The sequence below is a fragment of the Massilia sp. BGA-UO-ETr-WB1 genome (genome assembly GCF_059567845.1).
In genome coordinates this window covers 825,686-844,795 of sequence record NZ_JCAQOT010000025.1, presented here as the reverse complement: position 1 = coordinate 844,795, position 19,110 = coordinate 825,686, and the positions used below count along the sequence as shown (strand labels likewise).

The window sequence follows — 19,110 nt, the reverse complement described above, 5'->3', positions numbered from 1 at the left end:
CAGCCAGCCCTGCGGGGCTGGCTCGGCCAAAGGCGCCCCGGGACTGGACTGGCGGCACACGCTTGGTTATATTGCTCCTACCGAAAGTCACCGAGAGCCGCCATGCCTACCCTGGACCCGCGCATAGACGCGTATATCGCCAAGTCCGCTGAATTCGCCCAGCCCATCCTGGAGCACCTGCGCGCCGTGGTGCATGCGGCTTGCCCGGACGTGGAAGAGACCATGAAGTGGAGCTTCCCGCACTTCCAGTACAACGGCATGTTGTGCAGCATGGCGTCGTTCAAGGCGCATTGCACTTTCGGCTTCTGGAAGGGCGAGCTGCTGGTGGCCGAGGCGGATGCGAAGACGCAGGAAGCCATGGGCCAGTTCGGCCGCATCACGTCGGTCAAGGATCTGCCGCCGAAGAGGACGCTGGAGTCTTACGTCAGGAAAGCGATGAAGCTCAACGACGACGGCGTGAAAGCGCCCGCGCGCGCCAAGCTTGCCGCGCCGCGCGAGCTGGTGGTGCCGGAGTATCTGACGGCAGCGCTGGCGCTGCAGCAGCCGGCACTCGACAATTTCAACGCCTTCAGCAACAGCAAGAAACGCGACTACGTGGATTGGATGGAGGAGGCCAGGACCGAGGCTACCCGTCTGCGCCGGCTGGAACAAGCGGTCGAATGGATCGCAGAGGGCAAGTCCCGCAACTGGAAATACGAAAAATGCTGACTTGAGTAGCCCAAGCAGTGGCCGAAGCGCTGGCCGAGCCTCCGCGTAATATCTGTCGATCGCGGGCATGAGCCAGGAAGCTTGCCCGCCAACGGTGTGCGCGACGATGGGCTGTCTGCCGTCCGTGCAGCCGATGATCGGCGCCGAATTACCGCACTGCCATCACCCGCCGCGATAACGGTTTATCCCGAAGCGGCCGCCTTCGCCCTCCCCTTGCAGTTGAAAGAAGTCTGGACGCCGCCAGATTGAACACGGCCTGCTCCATAAAATTCATTCAAATTTATCAAGGAAACATCATGAAATCCATCGCAATCAAAACCGCTGCAGCCGCAGCCCTGCTGGCCACTTCCGCCGTCGCATTCGCTTCCAATATGGACTGCTGCGCGAGCATCGAATGCTGCCTGAAGATGCTGGCCTGCTGCCTGTAAGCCGCTAACGCAATAGAAAAACGGCAATAAGGAACGGGCCGGTACTGCAAAGTGCCGGCCCGGTTTGCGTTGGTGGCTTGTCAGTCTGGTCTTACATGGCGGCAGGGGGTGCGCCGATGTGGCTTGCATCTTGGTGTTTGCATAATGTGGCCTGCTTCAGTTATCAAGGTTTATGCATGAAAATCATCGATCAACGCTTTATCTCCGGTCAAAACCGCTACTCCAACCGCCCTTGCCTGCTCAGCATACTTGAACTGGACGACGCCGCCGCGTCGCCGGCCGACGTGCGTTCTACCGCAGCGAAGCTGAAAAGGGTGCTGGGCAATTTGCCGCGCCTGGAGCGGCTGATCAACGTCATCGGGCCGATGGATGCCGCTGCGGCGCCCGCCGGACAGTTCCAGCTGGCGCGCCTGTTCCAGGCTGTCACGCTTGAGCTGCAGCGGCTGTCGGGCAGCGATGTGATGGTGGGCTTCGTCGGCGCGCTGCCGCGCATGCCGGGCCGCTATCGCCTGGTGCTGCCGTACAAAATGGAGAAGGTGGCTGCGGCCGCTGTGAATGCGGCGCTGGATTTGGTGAACTCGGTCCGCGCGGGCCGGATGGTCGATCTGGCGGCGGTGATGGCGCAGTTGCGGGCTGCGGGGGAACGGCGGGTTACGGCAAGGGCTGCCGCCCCTGCCTGACCCGCTCCACCCGCCCTACGATACGACGTCTTACCGGCGTTAAACGAACTCGCCGATCTTGCCTGCTACCGCGTCGCGCACCGAACCGCTGGTGACGAAGGAGTGGGCCACCTGGATGTCGTTGTGGAACCAGCGGTCACCATCCAGGCATGCCGGGATCTGCTTGCGGATCTCGTCATACGCGGCCTGCGTGCCTTCGCCCAGCTTGAAGCCCGGCAGCAGGTCTTCGGTCATGGTCAGCGCCTGCGCGGCCAGCAGCATTTCCACGCCGATGATGTACTGGGTGTTCTGCACCACCGTTGCGGCCTTGCGCGCGCACCACGTCGAGTTGGAGATGTGGTCTTCGCTGTTGCCCTTGGACGGAATGCTGTCCACGCTGCCCGGCATGCTCAGGGTGCGGTTTTCCATCACCAGTGAACTCAGCGAACATTGCACCACCGGGTAGCCGGTGTTCACGCCGCGGATGCCGCTCATCAGGTTGCGCGGCAGGCCCCACGACAGGGTCGGGTCGATCAGGCGAGCCACGCGGCGCTCGCAGATGCTGCCCAGATCCGTGATGGCCATGGCCAGCAAGTCCATCGCCTGCGCCAGGTACTGGCCGTGGAAGTTACCGCCCGAGATGATCTCGAAACCGCCGCCGTCCTTGCCGAAGATCAGCGGGTTGTCGGTGGCCGAGTTGATCTCGTTTTTCACGATGGTGTCGATGTAGTCCAGCGCGTCGAACACGGGACCGTACACTTGCGGCGTGCAGCGCAGCGAGTACACGTCCTGGATGCGGGCGGTGTACGGGATGTCGGTGCGGCGCAGCTCGTCCGGGAACTGCACGGCGCGTGCTTCGTGCGTGGTGCGGGTGGAACCCTTGAGCAGCTTGCGCACCACCTTGGCGGTCTTGATCTGACCAGGGTGCGGGCGCGCCTGCTGGATGCGCGGGTCGAACGCGGCCATCTCGGCGCGCATCGCTTCCAGCGTCAGGCCCAGCGACAGGCAGGCGTCGGTCAGCAGGTTGCGCGCGTCATCGGTGGCCAGCACGGCCACGGCCAGCGAGGCGGTGCAGCCGTTGATCAGGGCCGATGCGTCCTTCGCTTTCAGGTCGAACTTCACCGGGCCGATTTCGGACCTGGTGATGGCTTCCGGCGCGGACATGCGTTTGCCGTCGTACATCACTTCGGCTTCGTCGAAGCCGGCGATGGCGGCTGCCAGGTAGGCCAGCGGCGCCAGGTCGCCGGACGCGCCGACGGAACCCTTTTGCGGCATGATCGGATGGATGCCGGCGTTGATGAAGGCCAGCAGGCGGTCCACCACTTCCACGCGCGGCGCGGAGTAGTTGGAGGCGAAGGCGTTCGCGCGCAGCAGCATGGTGGCGCGGCTCACCTCTTCCGGGAACGGCTCGCCGATGCCGCCGCTGTGGGCCATGATCAGCTGGGTCTGGAACAGTTCGATGTGCTCGACCTTGATGCGGGTGTCCTTCAGCAGGCCGACGCCGGTGTTAAAGCTGTACATCATCGGCGCTTCGTCGTGCATCCAGGTCGATTCGATGTAGTCGCGGCTTTCCTTCAGCGCAGCGCGCGAGGACGCGGCCAGCTCCACTTTGGCGTGCGGCGCGCGCGCCACGGCGATCACCTGCTCCGCTGTCAGGTTGAAGCCATCAATGATGACGGTAGTTTCGGTAGTCATAGTCATTCCTTCATGTGTGCGGGTCAGTTCGCGCCGGACTCGAACCAGGCGCCGATCATCTGGCGTTCGGCGTCGGTCATCTGCGTCATGTTCGCCAGCGGCATGTCCTTGTTCTGCACGGCGCGCTGGTAGATCTTGGCGGCGTGCTGCCTGGTCTGCTCAGGCGTGTCGAGCATCACGCCGCCCGGAGGCGAGGCGAAGCCGGCTTGCGTGGGCTGGGCCGAGTGGCACGATGCGCAGCGGGCGATCATCACTTGCTGCACGGTGTTGATGTCGTGGCTGGAGCGGGCAATGTCGGCGGCGCCCGGTGCTGCACCTGCCGCACCTTCGGCGCCATGGCCGTGGCCATCGGCAGCGGTGGCGGCAGCCGGCTGCGCTGCCATCGCCTTGCGCGGTGCGGGAGCAATGGCGATTGCCACGGCCACCAGCAGGATCACGCCGGCAACCGGGTAGCCCAGCGAGACGCGGCCGGCATGGCGCAGGTTGAAGAAGTGGCGGATCAGCACACCGGCAGCCATGATGGCGCCCAGGATCAGCCAGCTGTAGGCGTGGCTGTAGGTCATCGCGTAGTGGTTGCTGATCATGATCAGCAGCACAGGCAGCGTGAAGTAGTTGTTGTGCACCGAACGCACCTTGGCGCGCTTGCCGAAGATCGGGTCGGGCGACTGGCCCTTCTCCATCGCTTCCACCAGCTTGCGCTGGCCGGGGATGATCACGAACAGCACGTTACCCACCATCATGGTGCCGATCATGGCGCCAACGTGGATGTAGGCGGCGCGGCCGCTCAGGGTGTGCGTCAGCACGTAGGCCGAAGCGACGATCAGCACGAACAGCACAGTGCCGAGAACGGCGGGCTTTTCGCCCAGCGGCGATTTGCACAGCAGGTCGTAGACGATCCAGCCGCCGGCCAGCGTGCCCAGGCCCACGGCCACGGCTTGCATGGACGACAGGTCGGCCACGTTTTTATCGATCATCATCGCCGAGGCGTTGAAGTAGTAGACGATGAACAGCATCGCGAAGCCGCTCAGCCAGGTCGCATACGCTTCCCATTTGAACCAGTGCAGGTCGGACGGCAGTTCGGCCGGGGCCACCAGGTATTTTTGCGGGTTGTAGAAACCGCCGCCGTGCACGGCCCACAGTTCACCCGAGACGCCGGCCTTGGCCAGCGGGCTGCCGGGCTTGGGCGGCCGGATCGAGTTGTCCAGCCAGACAAAGTAAAACGAAGCGCCGATCCACGCTATGCCGGTGATCAAATGCAGCCAGCGTACCAGCAGATTGAGCCACTCCACCCCATACGATCCGAATAAAGCTTCCATGAATTTTCCAATTAGTCTGTTCATCTGCCTCTGGCGGGCACTTCAGATGAGCGAGGTTGTCACCTCCGGAACGATCGTTATCCTGCCGCCGCTACGATCGTGATGGCCTGTGGCCATCAACCTGCCCCCGGCCATGGAAAGTGTCTCCTCTCTTGCCGGGATGGTGGAACGATAGCGGTCCTGGAGGCGCGAGTCCTGCACTTGCACATATAACTTGCATACGTTTCCCGTTATAGCTGTTACGGGCCCGGATATGCGACTCTGTTATGCATAAGTTTAAATATCCAACCTTGGGAGACCGATATGTCACGCTTGCCAGAACACCTGGACATCCACCTGATCCGCATTCTTTACCTGCTGCTGTGCGAGAAAAACGTCTCGCGCGTGGCGCTGAAACTGAACCAGCCGCAGCCATCCATCTCGGCCTCGCTGCGCAAGCTGCGCGAGCTCACGGGCGACCCGCTGCTGGTGCGCGGCGGGCGCGGCATGGTGCCGACGCAACACGGCGAGAGCCTGCTCAAGCCGGCCAAGCGCATCCTCGACGAGACCGAAAGCCTGTTCAGCCCCAAGACGGCCTTCGTGCCGCAGGAGGAAGCGCGCACCTTCCACATCGCCGCGCCGGACTACATGAACACGCAGTTCTTCACCGAGGTGATCGCCCGGGTGCGGCGCGAGTCGCCCAAGAGCCGCCTGGTGATCCACGCGCTGGGACCGGACGCCGACTATGTGCGCCTGCTGTCGGACGGCGAGCTCGATCTGGTGGTGGCCAACTGGGACGAGCCGCCGCACCACCTGCACATCTCCAAGCTGTTCGACGACCCCATCGTGTGCCTGATGCGCGCCAACAGCGCCTATGCGCGCCGCACGCCGAAAGACGGCATGACCATCGAGGACTACCTGACCTTGCCGCACGCGGCGCCGGCGCTGATCCTGCCCGGCTACCACGGCAACATCGACGCCTTCCTGGAGCAGCAGAACATGGAGCGCAACATCGTGGTGGAGTCGGCGCACTTCCGCATGCTGCCCTACATCGTGGCGCAGACCGACCTGGTGCTGACGGCCGGCCAGCAGTTCGCCAGCTTCTACGAAAACACGCTGGGCCTGAAGTCGTACAAGGTGCCGGTGAAGTTCCCGCCGCTGCGCTTCTACCAGCTGTGGCACGAGCGCGCCCACCACGCCACCGAGCACAAATGGCTGCGCGCGCAGGTCAGCACGGCCGCGCGCCTGCTGGTGAAGTAGCTTATAGCCGGTACGCACAGTCGTTATCGGCAGCGCGATATAAGTCCCGGCATCCGGGCATCTATTATCAAATCGCCACCTCCCCGGATCACCCAACATGGAGCGGGCCGCCTTCGAACGCGGCCCGATTGCACGATGACGACTCTGAAGCAACTGAACACCTGCGACGTGCTGGATTTCAGCGCCACGCTGCACGGACTGTACGAACATTCGCCGTGGATACCGCAACGCGCCGCAGCGCTGCGCCCTTTCCGCACCATAGACGCCTTGAAGCTGGGCTTGCAGAAGGTGGTGGCCGACGCCACGCGCGACGAGCAGCTGGGCCTGATCCGCGCCCACCCGGAATTGGCGGGCAAGGCGGCCGTGGCCGGCGAACTGACGCCCGAGTCCACCGGCGAGCAGGCCAAGGCCGGCCTGCACCTGTGCAGCCCGGAGGAATTCGCGGCGCTGCAGGAGCTGAACGAAGCCTACAACAGCAAGTTCACCTTCCCCTTCATCATCGCCGTGAAAGGCGCCGACGGCCAGGGGCTGACGCGCCAGGCCATCATCTCCGCCTTCCGCCGCCGGCTGCGCAACCAGGTGGAGGACGAAACCCGCGAAGCGCTGCGCCAGATCAACCGCATCGCCGAGATGCGCCTGAACGCGCTGCTGCAGCATGAACCGGCAATGGGGCAGGCCATCATGGCCTGGGCCGAGCAGATCGGCGCGCTGAGCGAGGACACGCAAGGCCTGACCTGCACCTACATGACGCAAACCCACCGCAGCACGGCGGTGCAGCTGGCGCAGTGGATGCGCGAAGCGGGCATGCACGCGCATATCGACGCGGTGGGCAACGTGGTGGGCCGTTACCTTTCCACCGACCCGCAGGCGCGCACCCTGCTCACAGGCTCGCATTACGACACGGTGCGCAACGGCGGCAAGTACGACGGCCGCCAGGGCATCCTGACCGCCATCGCCGTGGTCAAGCAACTGCACGAGCGCGGCGAAACGCTGCCCTTCCATTTCGAGGTGATCGCCTTCTCGGAAGAGGAAGGGGTGCGTTTCAAGAGCACCTTCCTGGGCAGCAGCGCCGTTATCGGCCAGTTCGACCCGGCCCTGCTGAACCTGCGCGACCGCGACGGCATCCTGTTGCGCGACGTGCTGGCCGAGGCGGGACAGGACGTGAACACCATCGCCGCCATCGCGCGCGACCCGGCCGACCTGCTGGGGTATGTGGAAGTGCATATAGAACAAGGCCCGGTGCTGCTCGACCGCGGCCTGCCGGTGGGCGTGGTGACGTCGATAGCGGGCAGCCGCCGCTTCCTGGTCGAGCTGAAGGGCGTGGCCAGCCACGCCGGCACCACCCCCATGGGCATGCGCAAGGACGCCGCAGCAGCGGCCGCCGAGATCGTGCTGTATGTGGAAGACCGCTGCGGCGCGCACCAGCCGGGCGCCCTGGAATCGGCCCTGGTGGGCACCGTCGGCCAGCTGCAGGTACCGGGCGGATCGACCAATGTGATCCCCGGCGCCTGCAGCTTTTCGCTCGACATCCGCGCCGCCAGCGACGCCGCGCGCGATGCGGCGGTGGCCGACATCCTGGCGCGCATCGACAAAGTGTGTCAACGGCGCCACATTGATGTCAAGGTTGAACAAACAGTTTCTGCCAGTTCGGCGCCCTGCGCGCCCTGGCTCATGCAGCAGATTGCGGCCGCCACCGAACGGGCCGGCGTCCCCGCATTCCAGCTCGCGTCCGGCGCAGGCCACGACGCCATGCTGATGGCCCGCATTACCGATGTGGCCATGCTGTTCACCCGCTGCGGCAATGGCGGCATCTCCCACAACCCGCTGGAGACGATGACCGCCGACGATGCCGACGTGGCCGCCCGCATCCTGCTCGACTTCCTGCGCCATTTCAAGGCCAGGCCCAAGGCGGCAGCCAGGAACAATGCGGACTATACCGAGAAACAGATAACCAATATTCCCCAGCAAATAAGCTGACAAGGAGCGTATAGACGACGATACAAGAAAGCAGCGCAAAAAACAGAGCGCGGGACGTCATATTTTTCCACTCGCAAGAAGTGGAATTTCGGACGTATAAAAACTAAACACGAGACAAACATCATGAACTTCCTGGATAACTACTTCAAGCTCAGTGAGAACGGCAGCAATGTCCGCACCGAGGTACTGGCCGGCATCACCACCTTCCTGACGATGGCTTACATCATCTTCGTCAACCCTTCCATCCTCGGCGACGCGGGCATGCCCAAGGACGCCGTCTTTGTGGCCACCTGCGTGGCGGCGGCGGTCGGCACCCTGATCATGGGCCTGTACGCCAACTTCCCTATCGGCCTGGCGCCGGGCATGGGCCTGAACGCCTACTTCGCCTACGGCGTGGTGCAAGGCATGGGCTTCCCCTGGGAAGCGGCGCTGGGCGCAGTGTTCATTTCCGGCTGCTGCTTCCTGCTCGTGAGCCTGCTGCGCGTGCGCGAGAAGATCATGAACGCCATCCCGGCTTCGCTGCGCACCGCCATTCCGGCCGGTGTGGGCTTGTTCCTGGCGCTGATCTCGCTGAAGAACTCGGGCATCGTGGTCTCCAGCCCGGCCACCTTCGTCACCATGGGCAACCTGCACGAACCGGCGCCCATCCTGGCCATCGTCGGCTTCCTGATCATCGTCGCGCTGGACCGCCTGAAAGTGACCGGCGCCCTGCTGATCGGCATCATGAGCGTGACGGTGCTGAGCTTCTTCTTCGCCGGGAACACCTTCAACGGCGTGGTCTCCATGCCGCCGTCGATCGAACCGACCGTGTTCAAGCTGGACATCATCGGCGCCATTTCGCACGGCCTGCTGAACGTGGTGCTGGTGTTCTTCCTGGTTGAACTGTTCGACGCCACCGGAACCCTGATGGGCGTTGCGCAGCGCGCCGGCCTGATGAAAGACGGCAAACTGCCGCCGACCATGAACAAGGCCCTGCTGGCCGACTCCGGCGCCATCATCGCCGGCTCCGTGATGGGCACTTCGAGCACCACCGCCTTCATCGAAAGCGCCGCCGGCGTGCAAGCGGGCGGCCGCACCGGCCTCACCGCCGTCACCGTGGCCGTGCTGTTCCTGCTTGCCTTGTTCATTGCGCCGCTGGCCGGGGTGGTGCCGGCATACGCCACCGCTCCCGCCCTGTTCTTCGTGGCCTGCCTGATGCTGCGCGAACTGGCCGAAATCAACTGGAGCGAAACCACGGAGAGCATTCCCGCCGTGATCACCGCGCTGGTGATGCCATTCACCTATTCGATCGCCAACGGCCTGGCGCTGGGCTTCATCAGCTACGCCGCGTTGAAACTGCTGACCGGTAAGCACAAGGAAGTCAGCGGCATGATCTGGGGTATCGCCGGCGTATTCCTGTTCAAGACTATCTATATCGCAGGTTGAAGGAGTAGTTCATGTCTCACCCGATTCGTTTTTACTATCAGGGGCGCGTGCAGGAAGTCGCGTCCGCATCGCCCACCCGCACGCTGCTTCAGCATCTGCGCGAAGACCAGCATTGCACCGGCACCAAGGAAGGCTGCGCCGAAGGCGACTGCGGCGCCTGCACCGTCGTCATCGGCTCGCTGGTGAACGGTGAACTGGAAATGCGCAACGTGAACTCGTGCATCCAGTTCCTGCCTACGCTGGACGGCAAGGCCGTGTTCTCGGTGGAAGACCTGAAGCAGAAAGACGGCGCCCTGCACCCGGTGCAGGAAGCGCTGGTCGAGTGCCACGGTTCGCAATGCGGCTTCTGTACACCGGGCTTCGCCATGTCCTTGTGGAGCCTGTACCTGAAACAGGAAACGCAAACAGAACCCCTGTGCCGAAAACAAATCGACGAGACCCTGTCCGGTAACCTGTGCCGCTGCACGGGTTACCGCCCGATTATCGATGCCGCGCACCGCATGGGCGAACTGCCGCCGGTGCGCTTCGACCGGGATGCCCTGGTGGCCGCCCTGCAAGACCTGCAACGAAACACCATGTTCAGCTATACCCACGACGGCCAGACCTTCCACGCGCCGCGCACCCTGGCCGAACTGGCCGAACTGCGCGCCGCCAAACCCACTGCCACCATCCTGGCCGGCTCCACCGACGTGGGCCTGTGGGTGACCAAGCAAATGCGCAACCTGGGCGACGTGATCTACGTGCGCCAGGTGCAGGAGCTGCACCAGCTGGGCATGGTGGACGGCATGCTGGAAATCGGCGCCGCCGTGTCGCTGGACGACGCCTACCGCTCGGTGGGCGACCTGTACAAGAACGCCTCGCTGCACGAGCTGTGGCAGCGCTTCGCCTCGCAGCCGATCCGCAGCACCGGCACCCTGGGCGGCAGCGTCGCCAACGGTTCGCCCATCGGCGACTCCGCGCCGTGGCTGATCGTGCTGGGCGCCGAGATCGTGCTGAACGGCTCGCAGGGCCGCCGCAGCATGCTGCTGCAGGACTTCTACCTGGACTACATGAAGAAGAACTGGCAGCCGGGCGAATTCGTGGAAGCGGTGCGCATTCCGCTGCCGAAGGCAAACCAGCAGTTCCGCACCTACAAGCTGGCCAAGCGCTACGACCAGGACATTTCCGCCGTCGCAGCCGCCTACTGCATCACGCTGGAGGACGGCATCGTGCGCAATGCGCATATCGCCTACGGCGGCATGGCCGCCACGTCCAGGCGCGCGCCGCTGGCCGAAGCCGCCGTCAACGGCAAGCCGTGGAATGAAGAGACGCTGAAGGCCGGCATGGCCGCGCTGGCGCAGGACTACACGCCGCTGACCGATATGCGCGCCACCGCCAGCTACCGCATGAAGACCGCGCAGAACCTGCTGCGCCGCTTCTGGCTGGAGTCGCGCCCCGACGGCGCGCTGCCGGTCACTTCGATCAACGCCTTTGCATTCAAGGAAAAGGACGCAGCATGAACAGTAAATCCGAAGCGTTCATGACCATCGGCGCAGCCCAGGGATGGGCCGAAGTCGGCCAGAACCACCCGCACGAATCGGCCATCCTGCACGTGCTGGGCGAAGCCACCTACACCGACGACATCCCCGAGGCGCAAGGCACGCTGCATGCCGCGCTGGGCCTGTCGCCGAAAGCGCACGCGCGCATTTTGTCCATCAACCTGGAGCCGGTGAAAGCCATGCCGGGCGTGGTGGCCGTTTATACCTACAAAGACATCCCCGGCACCAATGACTGCGGCCCGATTATCCACGACGATCCGATCCTGGCAGAGGAAAAGGTTGAGTACGTGGGCCAGCCCATCTTCATCGTGGTGGCGCAGACCCACGACCAGGCGCGCCACGCCGCGCGCAAGGCCGACATCCAGTACGAGGAACTGCCAGCCATCCTGACGCCGGAAGCGGCGCGCGACGCCGAGTCCTTCGTGGTGCCGCCGATGCGCCTGACGCGCGGCGACGCAAAGGCCGCCTTCGAGCGCTCGAAGAACATCCTGAAAGGCACGCTGCACGTCGGCGGCCAGGAGCAGTTCTACCTGGAAGGCCAGATCTCGTACGCGCTGCCGAAGGAAGCGGGCGGCATGCACGTCTACTGCTCCACCCAGCACCCGACCGAAATGCAGCACGTGGTGGCGCATGCGCTGCACGTCGCTTCGCATGCCGTGGTGATCGAGTGCCGCCGCATGGGCGGCGCCTTCGGCGGCAAGGAATCGCAGTCCGCGCTGTGGGCCGCCTGCGCGGCCGTGTGCGCCAATGCGCTCAAGCGCCCGGTCAAGCTGCGTGCCGACCGCGACGACGACATGATGGTGACCGGCAAGCGCCACTGCTTCTACTACGAGTACGAGATGGGCTATGACGACAATGGCCGGATCACCGCAGCCAAGGTGGAAATGGTGACGCGCGCGGGCTTCTCGGCCGACCTGTCCGCGCCGGTGGCCACGCGCGCCATCTGCCACTTCGACAACACCTACTACCTGAGCGACTGCGACATCCGCGCCATGGCGGGCAAGACCAACACGCAGTCCAACACCGCCTTCCGCGGCTTCGGCGGCCCGCAGGGCGCCATCGCCATCGAATACATCGTCGACGAGATCGCGCGCAACCTGGGCAAGGACGCGCTGGACATCCGCAAGATCAACTTCTACGGCCGCAACGACGAGGAAGGCCGCAACACCACCCAGTACGGCCAGAAGGTGGTCGACAACGTGATCCACGAGCTGGTGGACCAACTGGAAAACGACAGCGCCTACCGCGCCCGCCGCGAAGCGGTCCGCGAGTTCAACGCCACCAGCCCGGTGCTGAAAAAAGGCCTGGCGCTGACGCCGGTGAAGTTCGGCATCGCCTTCAACGTCACCCACTTCAACCAGGCCGGCGCGCTGGTGCACATCTACACCGACGGCTCGGTGCTGGTGAACCACGGCGGCACCGAAATGGGCCAGGGCATCAACACCAAGGTGTGCCAGGTGGTGGCGCATGAACTGGGCATTCCGCTGGCCCGCGTGCGCGCCAGCGCCACCGACACCAGCAAGGTCGCCAACACGTCGGCCACGGCCGCCTCCACGGGCGCCGACTTGAACGGCAAGGCCGCGCAGGACGCCGCCGCCACGCTGAACCGCCGCCTGCGCGAGTTCGCCGCCAAAACGTACGCCTGCGAAGCGGCCGCCGTGGTGTTCGCCAACGGCATGGTGCACGCCGGGAACGCCACGGTCAGCTTCGCGGACCTGGTGCAGAAAGCCTACCTGGCCCGCGTGCAACTGTGGTCCGACGGTTTCTACGCCACGCCGGGCCTGAGCTGGGACCGCGAGTCGATGACCGGCAACCCGTTCGGCTACTACGCTTACGGCGCCTCGGTGTCCGAAGTGGTGGTGGACACACTCACCGGCGAATGGAAGCTGCTGAAAGTGAACGCCCTGTACGACGCGGGCAATTCGCTGAACCCGGCCATCGACGTGGGCCAGGTGGAAGGCGCCTTCATCCAGGGCATGGGCTGGCTGACGACGGAAGAGCTGTGGTGGAACAAGGCCGGCAAGCTGATGACGCACGCGCCGTCGACCTACAAGATTCCCGGCGTGTCCGACTGCCCGGAGGACTTCGACGTGCAGCTGTTCAAGAACCGTAACGCGTTCGACAGCATCCACCGTTCGAAGGCGGTGGGCGAGCCGCCGCTGCTGCTGCCCTTCTCGGTGTTCCTGGCGATCCGCGACGCGGTAGCCTCGGTGGGCGGCTATCGCATCAACCCGCCGCTGCGCGCCCCCGCCACCAGCGAAGCCATCCTCGACGCGGTGGAGGCCGTGCGCGAGCAGGCCGAAGCGGCGTGAGAGCGTAACCGACCGAACTGAAAGAGCCGCTGCGTGACCCCGCAGCGGCTTTTTTTTGCCGGATCCACCAATTGAAGAACGCCATTTATCTCTCCCTGCTCCTGCTGCAAGCGGCTCCCGCCTTCGGCGCCGATGCGATCCTGCGCGTGTGCAGCCTGAGCCTGGCGCCGCAAACCATGCAGGCCGCGGACGGCTCGCCCACCGGCTATGCGGTGGAACTTCTCCAGCATGTCGCCCGCAAGCTGCGCTGGAGCGTACACCTGCCGGAAGCCAGCGTCGTTGAGTAGACCCGCGTCAGTCGTGGGCGGCGAAAACTTCCTTGGCCGCGAACACGCCATTCAGCGCGGCCGGGAAGCCGGCGTATAAACTCATCTGCAGCATGGTCTCGATAATCTCGCTGCGCGACAGGCCGACGTTCAGCGCGGCCGCGATATGGACTTTGAGTTGCGGCTGCGCCGTTCCCATGGCGGTCAGGGCGGCGACGGTGGCCAGCTCGCGTTGCTGCAGCGTCAGGCCCGGGCGCGAATAGATGTCGCCGAAGCCGAATTCGATGATGTATTTGCCCAGGTCCGGGCTGATATCGGCCAGCGATGCGATCACCTTGTCGCCGGCGGCGCCATCGACTTCCCTCAGGCGTTCCAGTCCCCGTTCATAGCGCGTGCTTTCCATGCTGTTTCTCCTGTGATTGCAGTTCGTTTTCCAAGGTGGAGTACAGCGCAATTTTCTGGTGGAGATAGGCCAGCGTTTCCTGCATCACCTTCACTTCCGCCTCGACGGCGGCGGTGTGCTGGACCAGCATGGCTTTACGTTCGGCCACGCTGGCCGGCAGCTCGCCCTGCTCCCGCAATTGCGCATAACGCTGCATCTCGCCGATAGACATGCCGGTGGCGCGCAGCCGCAACAGGAAATCGATCCAGTTGAGGTCTTCCGCCCGGTAGAGCCGGTGGCCGTTGCTACGGCGCGGAATCGGCTTGATCAAGCCGATCCGCTCGTAGTAGCGCAGCGTGTGGACGCTCAGTCCGCACGCTTCAGCCGTCTGTTGTATCGTGAGTGAAGCTGTCATGGAGGCATGGTAGAAGTTCGAGTGCACTCAAAGTCAAGCCTATTTGGCGGGTCTTGGGATTGATCCTGAGCCTTGGCGATGGCTTCCACATTGCAAACATCGCCATCGGGCAAGTTCACGGTGATTTGCGCTATCTTGCACCTCCTGCCAATGGACATACTCAGTGTATATCGTTGACACGGAGGAGCAGCCTCGAGATAGGTTAAAACAGCATTATTCGAACTGTTTCTTGAACTCTTCGAACTGGGCGGCCAGGTCGGCGAAGTCCTGGCGCAGCTGGGCGACTTCGGCTTCGAGCTGGGCGACGCGGCCGCCCTGGGCCGGGGTGCTGGTGCTGCCGCCGTAGCTGGCGGCCGTTTCTTCGCGCGCCAGCGCTTCTTCGCCTTGCAGCAGGTGGCCGTAGCGCGGCTCCTTGGTGCCGGGGGCCAGCGGCAGCTTGGCGGCCAGCGGCGGGTATTTGTCGATCAGGAATTGCAGCGCCTGTTCGACGTCGGGCACGGATTTGAAGTCGTGCAGGCGGCCGGTGCGGGTGCGGATTTCGCCGGCGGTCTGCAGGCCGCGCAGCATCAGCACCGTCAGCACGGCCACCTTGTCCTGCTCCAGCGACCATTTGATGCGCATGCGGTGCTCGTACTTGGTGACGCGCGCACCGGCTTGCGTGATGCCGTTGACGAACTTGCGCTGCATCAGCCGCTGCAGCACGTCGGCCACGGTTTCTTCGGACAGCGACATCACCGGGTCGCGGCTGGAGAGCTGGTTACAGCCGTTGGTGATGGCGTTCAGCGACATCGGGTAGTTGTCGGGCGTGAGGGCTTCTTTTTCTGCCAGGACGGCGAGCACGCGGGTTTCAAACGGGTCCAGCAGGTTGGGGTTGTCCGCTTCGTTGGTCATGCGTTTTCCTTCATTCGACAAGTTGCATAGCCGAATTTACCATATTCCAGGTCAGGCAATAAGGATGGCGCGGAAGTCGTTGACGTTGGTGAGCGTGGGGCCGGTGACGACGGAGTCTCCCAGGGCCTGGAAAAAGCCGTGGCCGTCGTTGTCGTCGAGGCTCAGCCTGGGACGCAGGCCCAGCGCCGCCGCGCGCGCCAGCGTGTCCGGCACAAGAATGGCGCCGGCGATTTCCTCCACCCCGTCCACGCCGTCGGTGTCGCCCGCCAGCGCGTACACGCCCTGCTGACCTCCCAGCGCCACGCCCAGCGCCAGCAGGAACTCGACGTTGCGCCCGCCCCGGCCCTTGCCGCGCAGCGTCACCGTGGTTTCGCCGCCGGACAGCAGGATGCAGGGCTTTTCGAAGGGCTCGCCGTGCCTGGCCGTGCTGCGCGCGATTCCCGCCATGACCTTGCCGACGTCGCGCGCTTCGCCTTCCAGGCCGTCGCCGAGCAGGTGGCAGCGCATGCCGGCCTGGCGGGCAACCCGCGCCGCCGCCTGCAGCGCCATTCGGGGCGTGACGGCCATGCGCAGCTCGGAGGCGGCCAGGCGCGGGTCGCCAGGCTTGACGGTTTCGCCTACGCCGCTGCGCAGCAGCGCCAGCACGCTGTCCGGCGCGGCGATGCCGTAGCGCGACAGGATGGCCAGCGCGTCCGCGCAGGTGGTGGCGTCCGGCGCGGTGGGGCCGGAGGCGATGTCGATCGGGTCGTCGCCGGGCACGTCGGAGATCAGCAGGGTCACCACGCGGGCCGGGGCGCAGGCCGCCGCCAGCCGGCCGCCCTTGATGGCCGAGATGTGGCGGCGCACGCAGTTCATCTCGGAGATGGTGGCGCCGCTGGCCAGCAAGGCCTGGTTGACGGTCTGCTTTTCCGCCATGCTGATGCCGGGCGCGGGCAGCGGCAGCAGCGCCGAGCCGCCGCCGGAGATCAGGCAGATCACCAGGTCATCCGGGCTCAGGCCCTGCACCAGGTCCAGCATGCGCTGGGCAGCTCGGTGGCCTGCTTCGTCCGGCACCGGGTGGGCGGCCTCGGCGATTTCGATGCCCTCGCATGGCACGGCGTAGCCGTAGCGCGTGACCACCAGGCCTTGCAGCCGGCCGGGCCAGTTGCGCTCGACCGCCTGCGCCATCGCCGCGCTGGCCTTGCCCGCGCCGATGACGATGGTGCGGCCCTTCGGCGCCGGAGGCAGATTCGCCGGCACGCAAAGCGCCGGCTGCGCGGCGGCGATGGCCGCGTCGAACATGTCACGCAGCAGGCGGCGCTCCCGCTCGCCGTGCGCCGCGTCGATCAGCTTAGCCATGGCGCACAGCTCCTTCCATGGCCATGCGCACCACCGGCTGCGGCGCTTCTTCCGGCTCCCTGGCTGCGGGCTCGCCGTACAGCACGTCCATGTCCGCTGTGCCGTTCAGCACCGCGTCCGCCCGCGCCCGGTCCAGGCCACCCACCCAGCGCGCTATCGCCATGGTGCCGACCGCGTTGCCGATGGTGTTGGTGATGGCGCGCGCTTCGGACATGAAGCGGTCCACGCCCAGCAGCAGCACCATGCCCTCCACCGGTATCTTGCCCATCGACGCCAAGGTGGCGGCCAGCGTGATGAAGCCGGAGCCGGTCACGCCCGCCGAGCCTTTGGAAGTCAGCATCAGCACGCCCAGCACCAGCAGCTGGTCCATCAGCGTAAGGTGCGTGTTGGTGGCTTGCGCAATGAAGATGGCGGCCATGGTGTAGTAGATGCACTGTCCGTCCGGATTGAAGGTCAGCCCGGACGGCACCACCAGCCCCACCACCGGTTTGGAGCAGCCCACCTGCTCCAGCTTGTGCATCAGCTGCGGCACCACGGACTCGGACGAGCTGGTGCCCAGCACCGTGAAGATCTCTTCCTTCAGGTACTTGAGGAACTTCCACAGGCTGAAGCCGGAGAGGCGCGCCACCAGGCCCAGCACCACGAACACGAACAGGAAGCAGGTGAGGTACATGGTGCCCATCAGCTGCGCCAGTTTGGCGATGGACGAGAAGCCGTATTTGCCGACCGTGAAGGAGATGGCGCCAAACGCCGCAATCGGCGCAACCCGCATCACCATGCCAACGATGTAGAACATGGCGTTCGAGAAGCTCTCCAGGAAACTCACCACCGGCTTGGCGCGGCTGCCCAGGTGCGCCAGCGCCACGCCGAACATGATGGAGAACACCAGGATCTGCAGGATCTCGTTCTTGGCGAAGGCGTCCACCACGCTGCCCGGTATCATGCCCAGCACGAAGTCCATGAAGCTGGCCGGCTTGGCGGCCGCCGCCGTGTAGGTGGAAATGCTCTTGGTGTCCAGCGTGTGCGGATCGATGTTCATGCCCACGCCCGGCCCCACCAGGTTCACCGCCAGCAGGCCGAGGCCCAGCGCGAAGGTGGACATCACCTCGAAGTAGATCAGCGCGCGGCCGCCGACGCGGCCCAGGTCCTTCATGCTTTCCATCTTCGCGATGCCCAGCACCACGGTGGCGAAGATCACCGGCGCGAACACCATCTTGATCAGTTTGATGAAGGCGTCGCCCAGCGGCTTGAGCTTGGTGCCCAGTTCGGGATCGAGCACGCCGAGCACGATGCCTGCAGCCACGGCGATGAGGACTTGCACATATAGCGTCCCCAGGAACTTGCGGGTTCTTTTCATGATCAGTCTCCAGTTGTGAGTGAGCGTGCGGCGGCTCTCGGGCCGCCTTGGCACGCGGGTGGCTTGCTTTATTGGCCGGCGCGGATGTAGTCGCACACGGCGCGGGTGACGTCGGCCGTGGTGGCCTTGCCGCCCAGGTCCGGCGTGTGGACTTTGTCCGCCGTCACGGCTTCAATCGCCTTCATCAGCCGCTTGGCGGCGCCCTCCTCGCCCAGGTGCTCCAGCATCATGGCGGCGGTCCAGAAGGTCGCCACCGGGTTGGCGATGCCCTTGCCGGTGATGTCGAAGGCGGAGCCGTGGATAGGCTCGAACATCGACGGGAAGGCGCGCTCCGGGTTCAGGTTGGCCGTCGGGCCGATGCCCAGGCTGCCCGACAGCGCGGCGGCCAGGTCGGACAGGATGTCCGCGTGCAGGTTGGTGGCGACGATGACGTCCAGCGTTTTCGGTTTCAGCACCATGCGGGTGGTGACGGCGTCCACCAGTTCGCGGTCCACTTTAACATCCGGGAAACCGGCCGCCACTTCGTAGAAGATCTCGTCCCACATCACCATGCCGAAGCGCTGCGCGTTGGACTTGGTGACCAGCGTCAGGTGCTTGGCGGGCCGCTTCTGCGCCAGCTCGAACGCGAAGCGGTGGATGCGCTCCACGCCGGCGCGGGTGAACACGGCGGTCTCGGTGGCGGTTTCAATCGGCAGGCCGCGGTGCGTGCGGCCGCCATTGCCGGCGTACTCGCCTTCCGAGTTCTCGCGCACGATCACCCAGTCGATATCCTCGCCGCCTTTCAGGGGGCTGGTCACGCCCGGCAGCACGCGCGCCGGACGCACGTTGGCGTACTGGTCGAAGCCCTGCGCGATGGGCAGGCGCAGGCCCCACAGCGAAACGTGGTCCGGCACCTGCAGGCTGCCCACCGCGCCAAAGAAGATGGCGTCGAAGGCCTTCAGCTGTTCCAGGCCGCCTTCCGGGATGTAGTAGCCGTGCTCCAGGTAGTAGTCCGAGCTCCACGGGAAGTGTTCGATGTCGAACTTGAAGCCGCCGTCGTGGCTGGCGAGCGCGTTCAGCACCTCCAGTCCGGCTGCGATGACTTCGGGACCGATGCCATCGGCTGGAATGGCGGCAATTTTATGGATGCGCATGGATATCTCCTCAAGATTTGTATGGGATGCA

Annotated in this window: 17 protein-coding genes; 9 read left to right on the top strand and 8 right to left on the bottom strand. The window is 64.9% G+C overall.

The annotated features are described in order from the left end of the window. The first annotated feature begins 102 nt into the window (after positions 1–102). The 3 genes from AC56DV_RS22020 (at position 103) to AC56DV_RS22010 (ending at position 1,816) form a co-directional block, all read left to right on the top strand. Complete coding sequence (locus AC56DV_RS22020) at positions 103–708, top strand: YdeI/OmpD-associated family protein (protein ID WP_496316349.1); 606 nt, start codon at positions 103–105, stop codon at positions 706–708. 296 nt (positions 709–1,004) lie between these two features. Then, a complete protein-coding gene (locus AC56DV_RS22015; protein ID WP_496316348.1) occupies positions 1,005–1,136 on the top strand; it encodes a hypothetical protein in 132 nt (43 codons plus the stop codon). A gap of 176 nt (positions 1,137–1,312) precedes the next feature. After that, complete coding sequence (locus AC56DV_RS22010; protein WP_496316347.1) at positions 1,313–1,816, top strand: cyanophycin synthetase family protein; 504 nt, start codon at positions 1,313–1,315, stop codon at positions 1,814–1,816. 39 nt (positions 1,817–1,855) lie between these two features. On the opposite strand, the gene AC56DV_RS22005 is transcribed toward AC56DV_RS22010, so the two are convergent. After that, positions 1,856–3,490, bottom strand: coding sequence for an HAL/PAL/TAL family ammonia-lyase (locus tag AC56DV_RS22005; RefSeq protein ID WP_496316346.1), 1,635 nt, complete (start codon positions 3,488–3,490; stop codon positions 1,856–1,858). 23 nt (positions 3,491–3,513) lie between these two features. Next, entirely contained in the window at positions 3,514–4,806 is a 1,293-nt protein-coding gene (locus AC56DV_RS22000; RefSeq protein WP_496316345.1) for a urate hydroxylase PuuD, read from the bottom strand. Between the two features lie 303 nt (positions 4,807–5,109). On the opposite strand from AC56DV_RS22000, the gene AC56DV_RS21995 reads away from it, so the two are divergent. The 6 genes from AC56DV_RS21995 (at position 5,110) to AC56DV_RS21970 (ending at position 13,584) form a co-directional block, all read left to right on the top strand. After that, positions 5,110–6,045 carry a LysR family transcriptional regulator gene (locus AC56DV_RS21995; RefSeq protein ID WP_057155523.1) on the top strand — a complete coding sequence of 312 codons (936 nt, stop codon included), beginning with the start codon at positions 5,110–5,112 and terminating at the stop codon, positions 6,043–6,045. Positions 6,046–6,180: 135 nt separating this feature from the next. Beyond that, positions 6,181–8,022: an allantoate amidohydrolase gene (locus AC56DV_RS21990; protein WP_496316344.1), complete on the top strand. Its 1,842-nt coding sequence runs from the start codon at positions 6,181–6,183 to the stop codon at positions 8,020–8,022. A gap of 123 nt (positions 8,023–8,145) precedes the next feature. Then, on the top strand, positions 8,146–9,447 hold the full coding sequence (locus tag AC56DV_RS21985; protein WP_496316343.1) for an NCS2 family permease: 1,302 nt from the start codon (positions 8,146–8,148) through the stop codon (positions 9,445–9,447). Between the two features lie 11 nt (positions 9,448–9,458). Continuing rightward, the gene (gene xdhA / locus AC56DV_RS21980) at positions 9,459–10,946 is read left to right on the top strand and encodes a xanthine dehydrogenase small subunit (protein WP_496316342.1); all 1,488 of its coding nucleotides are present in this window, start codon (positions 9,459–9,461) and stop codon (positions 10,944–10,946) included. Then, on the top strand, positions 10,943–13,297 hold the full coding sequence (gene xdhB / locus AC56DV_RS21975) for a xanthine dehydrogenase molybdopterin binding subunit (protein ID WP_496316341.1): 2,355 nt from the start codon (positions 10,943–10,945) through the stop codon (positions 13,295–13,297). The genes xdhA and xdhB overlap by 4 nt, the downstream gene beginning before the upstream one ends. 71 nt (positions 13,298–13,368) lie before the next feature. Next, positions 13,369–13,584: a hypothetical protein gene (locus AC56DV_RS21970; RefSeq protein ID WP_496316340.1), complete on the top strand. Its 216-nt coding sequence runs from the start codon at positions 13,369–13,371 to the stop codon at positions 13,582–13,584. Positions 13,585–13,591: 7 nt separating this feature from the next. Here the strand turns inward: AC56DV_RS21970 and AC56DV_RS21965 are convergent, their stop codons facing one another. The 6 genes from AC56DV_RS21965 to AC56DV_RS21940 form a co-directional block, all read right to left on the bottom strand. Beyond that, positions 13,592–13,966, bottom strand: a complete 375-nt coding sequence (locus tag AC56DV_RS21965; RefSeq protein WP_496316339.1) for a carboxymuconolactone decarboxylase family protein — start codon at positions 13,964–13,966, stop codon at positions 13,592–13,594. Then, positions 13,947–14,360, bottom strand: coding sequence for a MerR family transcriptional regulator (locus AC56DV_RS21960; RefSeq protein ID WP_496316338.1), 414 nt, complete (start codon positions 14,358–14,360; stop codon positions 13,947–13,949). Before AC56DV_RS21960 ends, AC56DV_RS21965 begins: the two co-directional genes overlap by 20 nt. Before the next feature lie 213 nt (positions 14,361–14,573). Further along, positions 14,574–15,251 carry a YceH family protein gene (locus AC56DV_RS21955; RefSeq protein ID WP_496316337.1) on the bottom strand — a complete coding sequence of 226 codons (678 nt, stop codon included), beginning with the start codon at positions 15,249–15,251 and terminating at the stop codon, positions 14,574–14,576. A gap of 51 nt (positions 15,252–15,302) precedes the next feature. Then, positions 15,303–16,589, bottom strand: a complete 1,287-nt coding sequence (locus tag AC56DV_RS21950) for a glycerate kinase type-2 family protein (protein WP_496316336.1) — start codon at positions 16,587–16,589, stop codon at positions 15,303–15,305. Beyond that, on the bottom strand, positions 16,582–17,946 hold the full coding sequence (locus tag AC56DV_RS21945) for a dicarboxylate/amino acid:cation symporter (protein WP_496316335.1): 1,365 nt from the start codon (positions 17,944–17,946) through the stop codon (positions 16,582–16,584). Before AC56DV_RS21945 ends, AC56DV_RS21950 begins: the two co-directional genes overlap by 8 nt. 68 nt (positions 17,947–18,014) lie before the next feature. Continuing rightward, positions 18,015–19,079 (bottom strand): tartrate dehydrogenase, encoded by a 1,065-nt coding sequence (locus AC56DV_RS21940; protein WP_496316334.1) that lies wholly within the window; start codon positions 19,077–19,079, stop codon positions 18,015–18,017. Positions 19,080–19,110 lie beyond the last annotated feature (31 nt).

Excerpts from the sequence above, each read along its gene's own strand:
- AC56DV_RS22020 (WP_496316349.1), top strand. The coding sequence starts at position 103 with ATGCCTACCCTGGACCCGCGCATAGACGCGTATATCGCCAAGTCCGCT.
- AC56DV_RS22015 (WP_496316348.1), top strand. The coding sequence starts at position 1,005 with ATGAAATCCATCGCAATCAAAACCGCTGCAGCCGCAGCCCTGCTGGCC.
- AC56DV_RS22010 (WP_496316347.1), top strand. The coding sequence starts at position 1,313 with ATGAAAATCATCGATCAACGCTTTATCTCCGGTCAAAACCGCTACTCC.
- AC56DV_RS22005 (WP_496316346.1), bottom strand. The coding sequence starts at position 3,490 with ATGACTACCGAAACTACCGTCATCATTGATGGCTTCAACCTGACAGCG.
- AC56DV_RS22000 (WP_496316345.1), bottom strand. The coding sequence starts at position 4,806 with ATGGAAGCTTTATTCGGATCGTATGGGGTGGAGTGGCTCAATCTGCTG.
- AC56DV_RS21995 (WP_057155523.1), top strand. The coding sequence starts at position 5,110 with ATGTCACGCTTGCCAGAACACCTGGACATCCACCTGATCCGCATTCTT.
- AC56DV_RS21990 (WP_496316344.1), top strand. The coding sequence starts at position 6,181 with ATGACGACTCTGAAGCAACTGAACACCTGCGACGTGCTGGATTTCAGC.
- AC56DV_RS21985 (WP_496316343.1), top strand. The coding sequence starts at position 8,146 with ATGAACTTCCTGGATAACTACTTCAAGCTCAGTGAGAACGGCAGCAAT.
- xdhA (WP_496316342.1), top strand. The coding sequence starts at position 9,459 with ATGTCTCACCCGATTCGTTTTTACTATCAGGGGCGCGTGCAGGAAGTC.
- xdhB (WP_496316341.1), top strand. The coding sequence starts at position 10,943 with ATGAACAGTAAATCCGAAGCGTTCATGACCATCGGCGCAGCCCAGGGA.
- AC56DV_RS21965 (WP_496316339.1), bottom strand. The coding sequence starts at position 13,966 with ATGGAAAGCACGCGCTATGAACGGGGACTGGAACGCCTGAGGGAAGTC.
- AC56DV_RS21960 (WP_496316338.1), bottom strand. The coding sequence starts at position 14,360 with ATGACAGCTTCACTCACGATACAACAGACGGCTGAAGCGTGCGGACTG.
- AC56DV_RS21955 (WP_496316337.1), bottom strand. The coding sequence starts at position 15,251 with ATGACCAACGAAGCGGACAACCCCAACCTGCTGGACCCGTTTGAAACC.
- AC56DV_RS21950 (WP_496316336.1), bottom strand. The coding sequence starts at position 16,589 with ATGGCTAAGCTGATCGACGCGGCGCACGGCGAGCGGGAGCGCCGCCTG.
- AC56DV_RS21945 (WP_496316335.1), bottom strand. The coding sequence starts at position 17,946 with ATGAAAAGAACCCGCAAGTTCCTGGGGACGCTATATGTGCAAGTCCTC.
- AC56DV_RS21940 (WP_496316334.1), bottom strand. The coding sequence starts at position 19,079 with ATGCGCATCCATAAAATTGCCGCCATTCCAGCCGATGGCATCGGTCCC.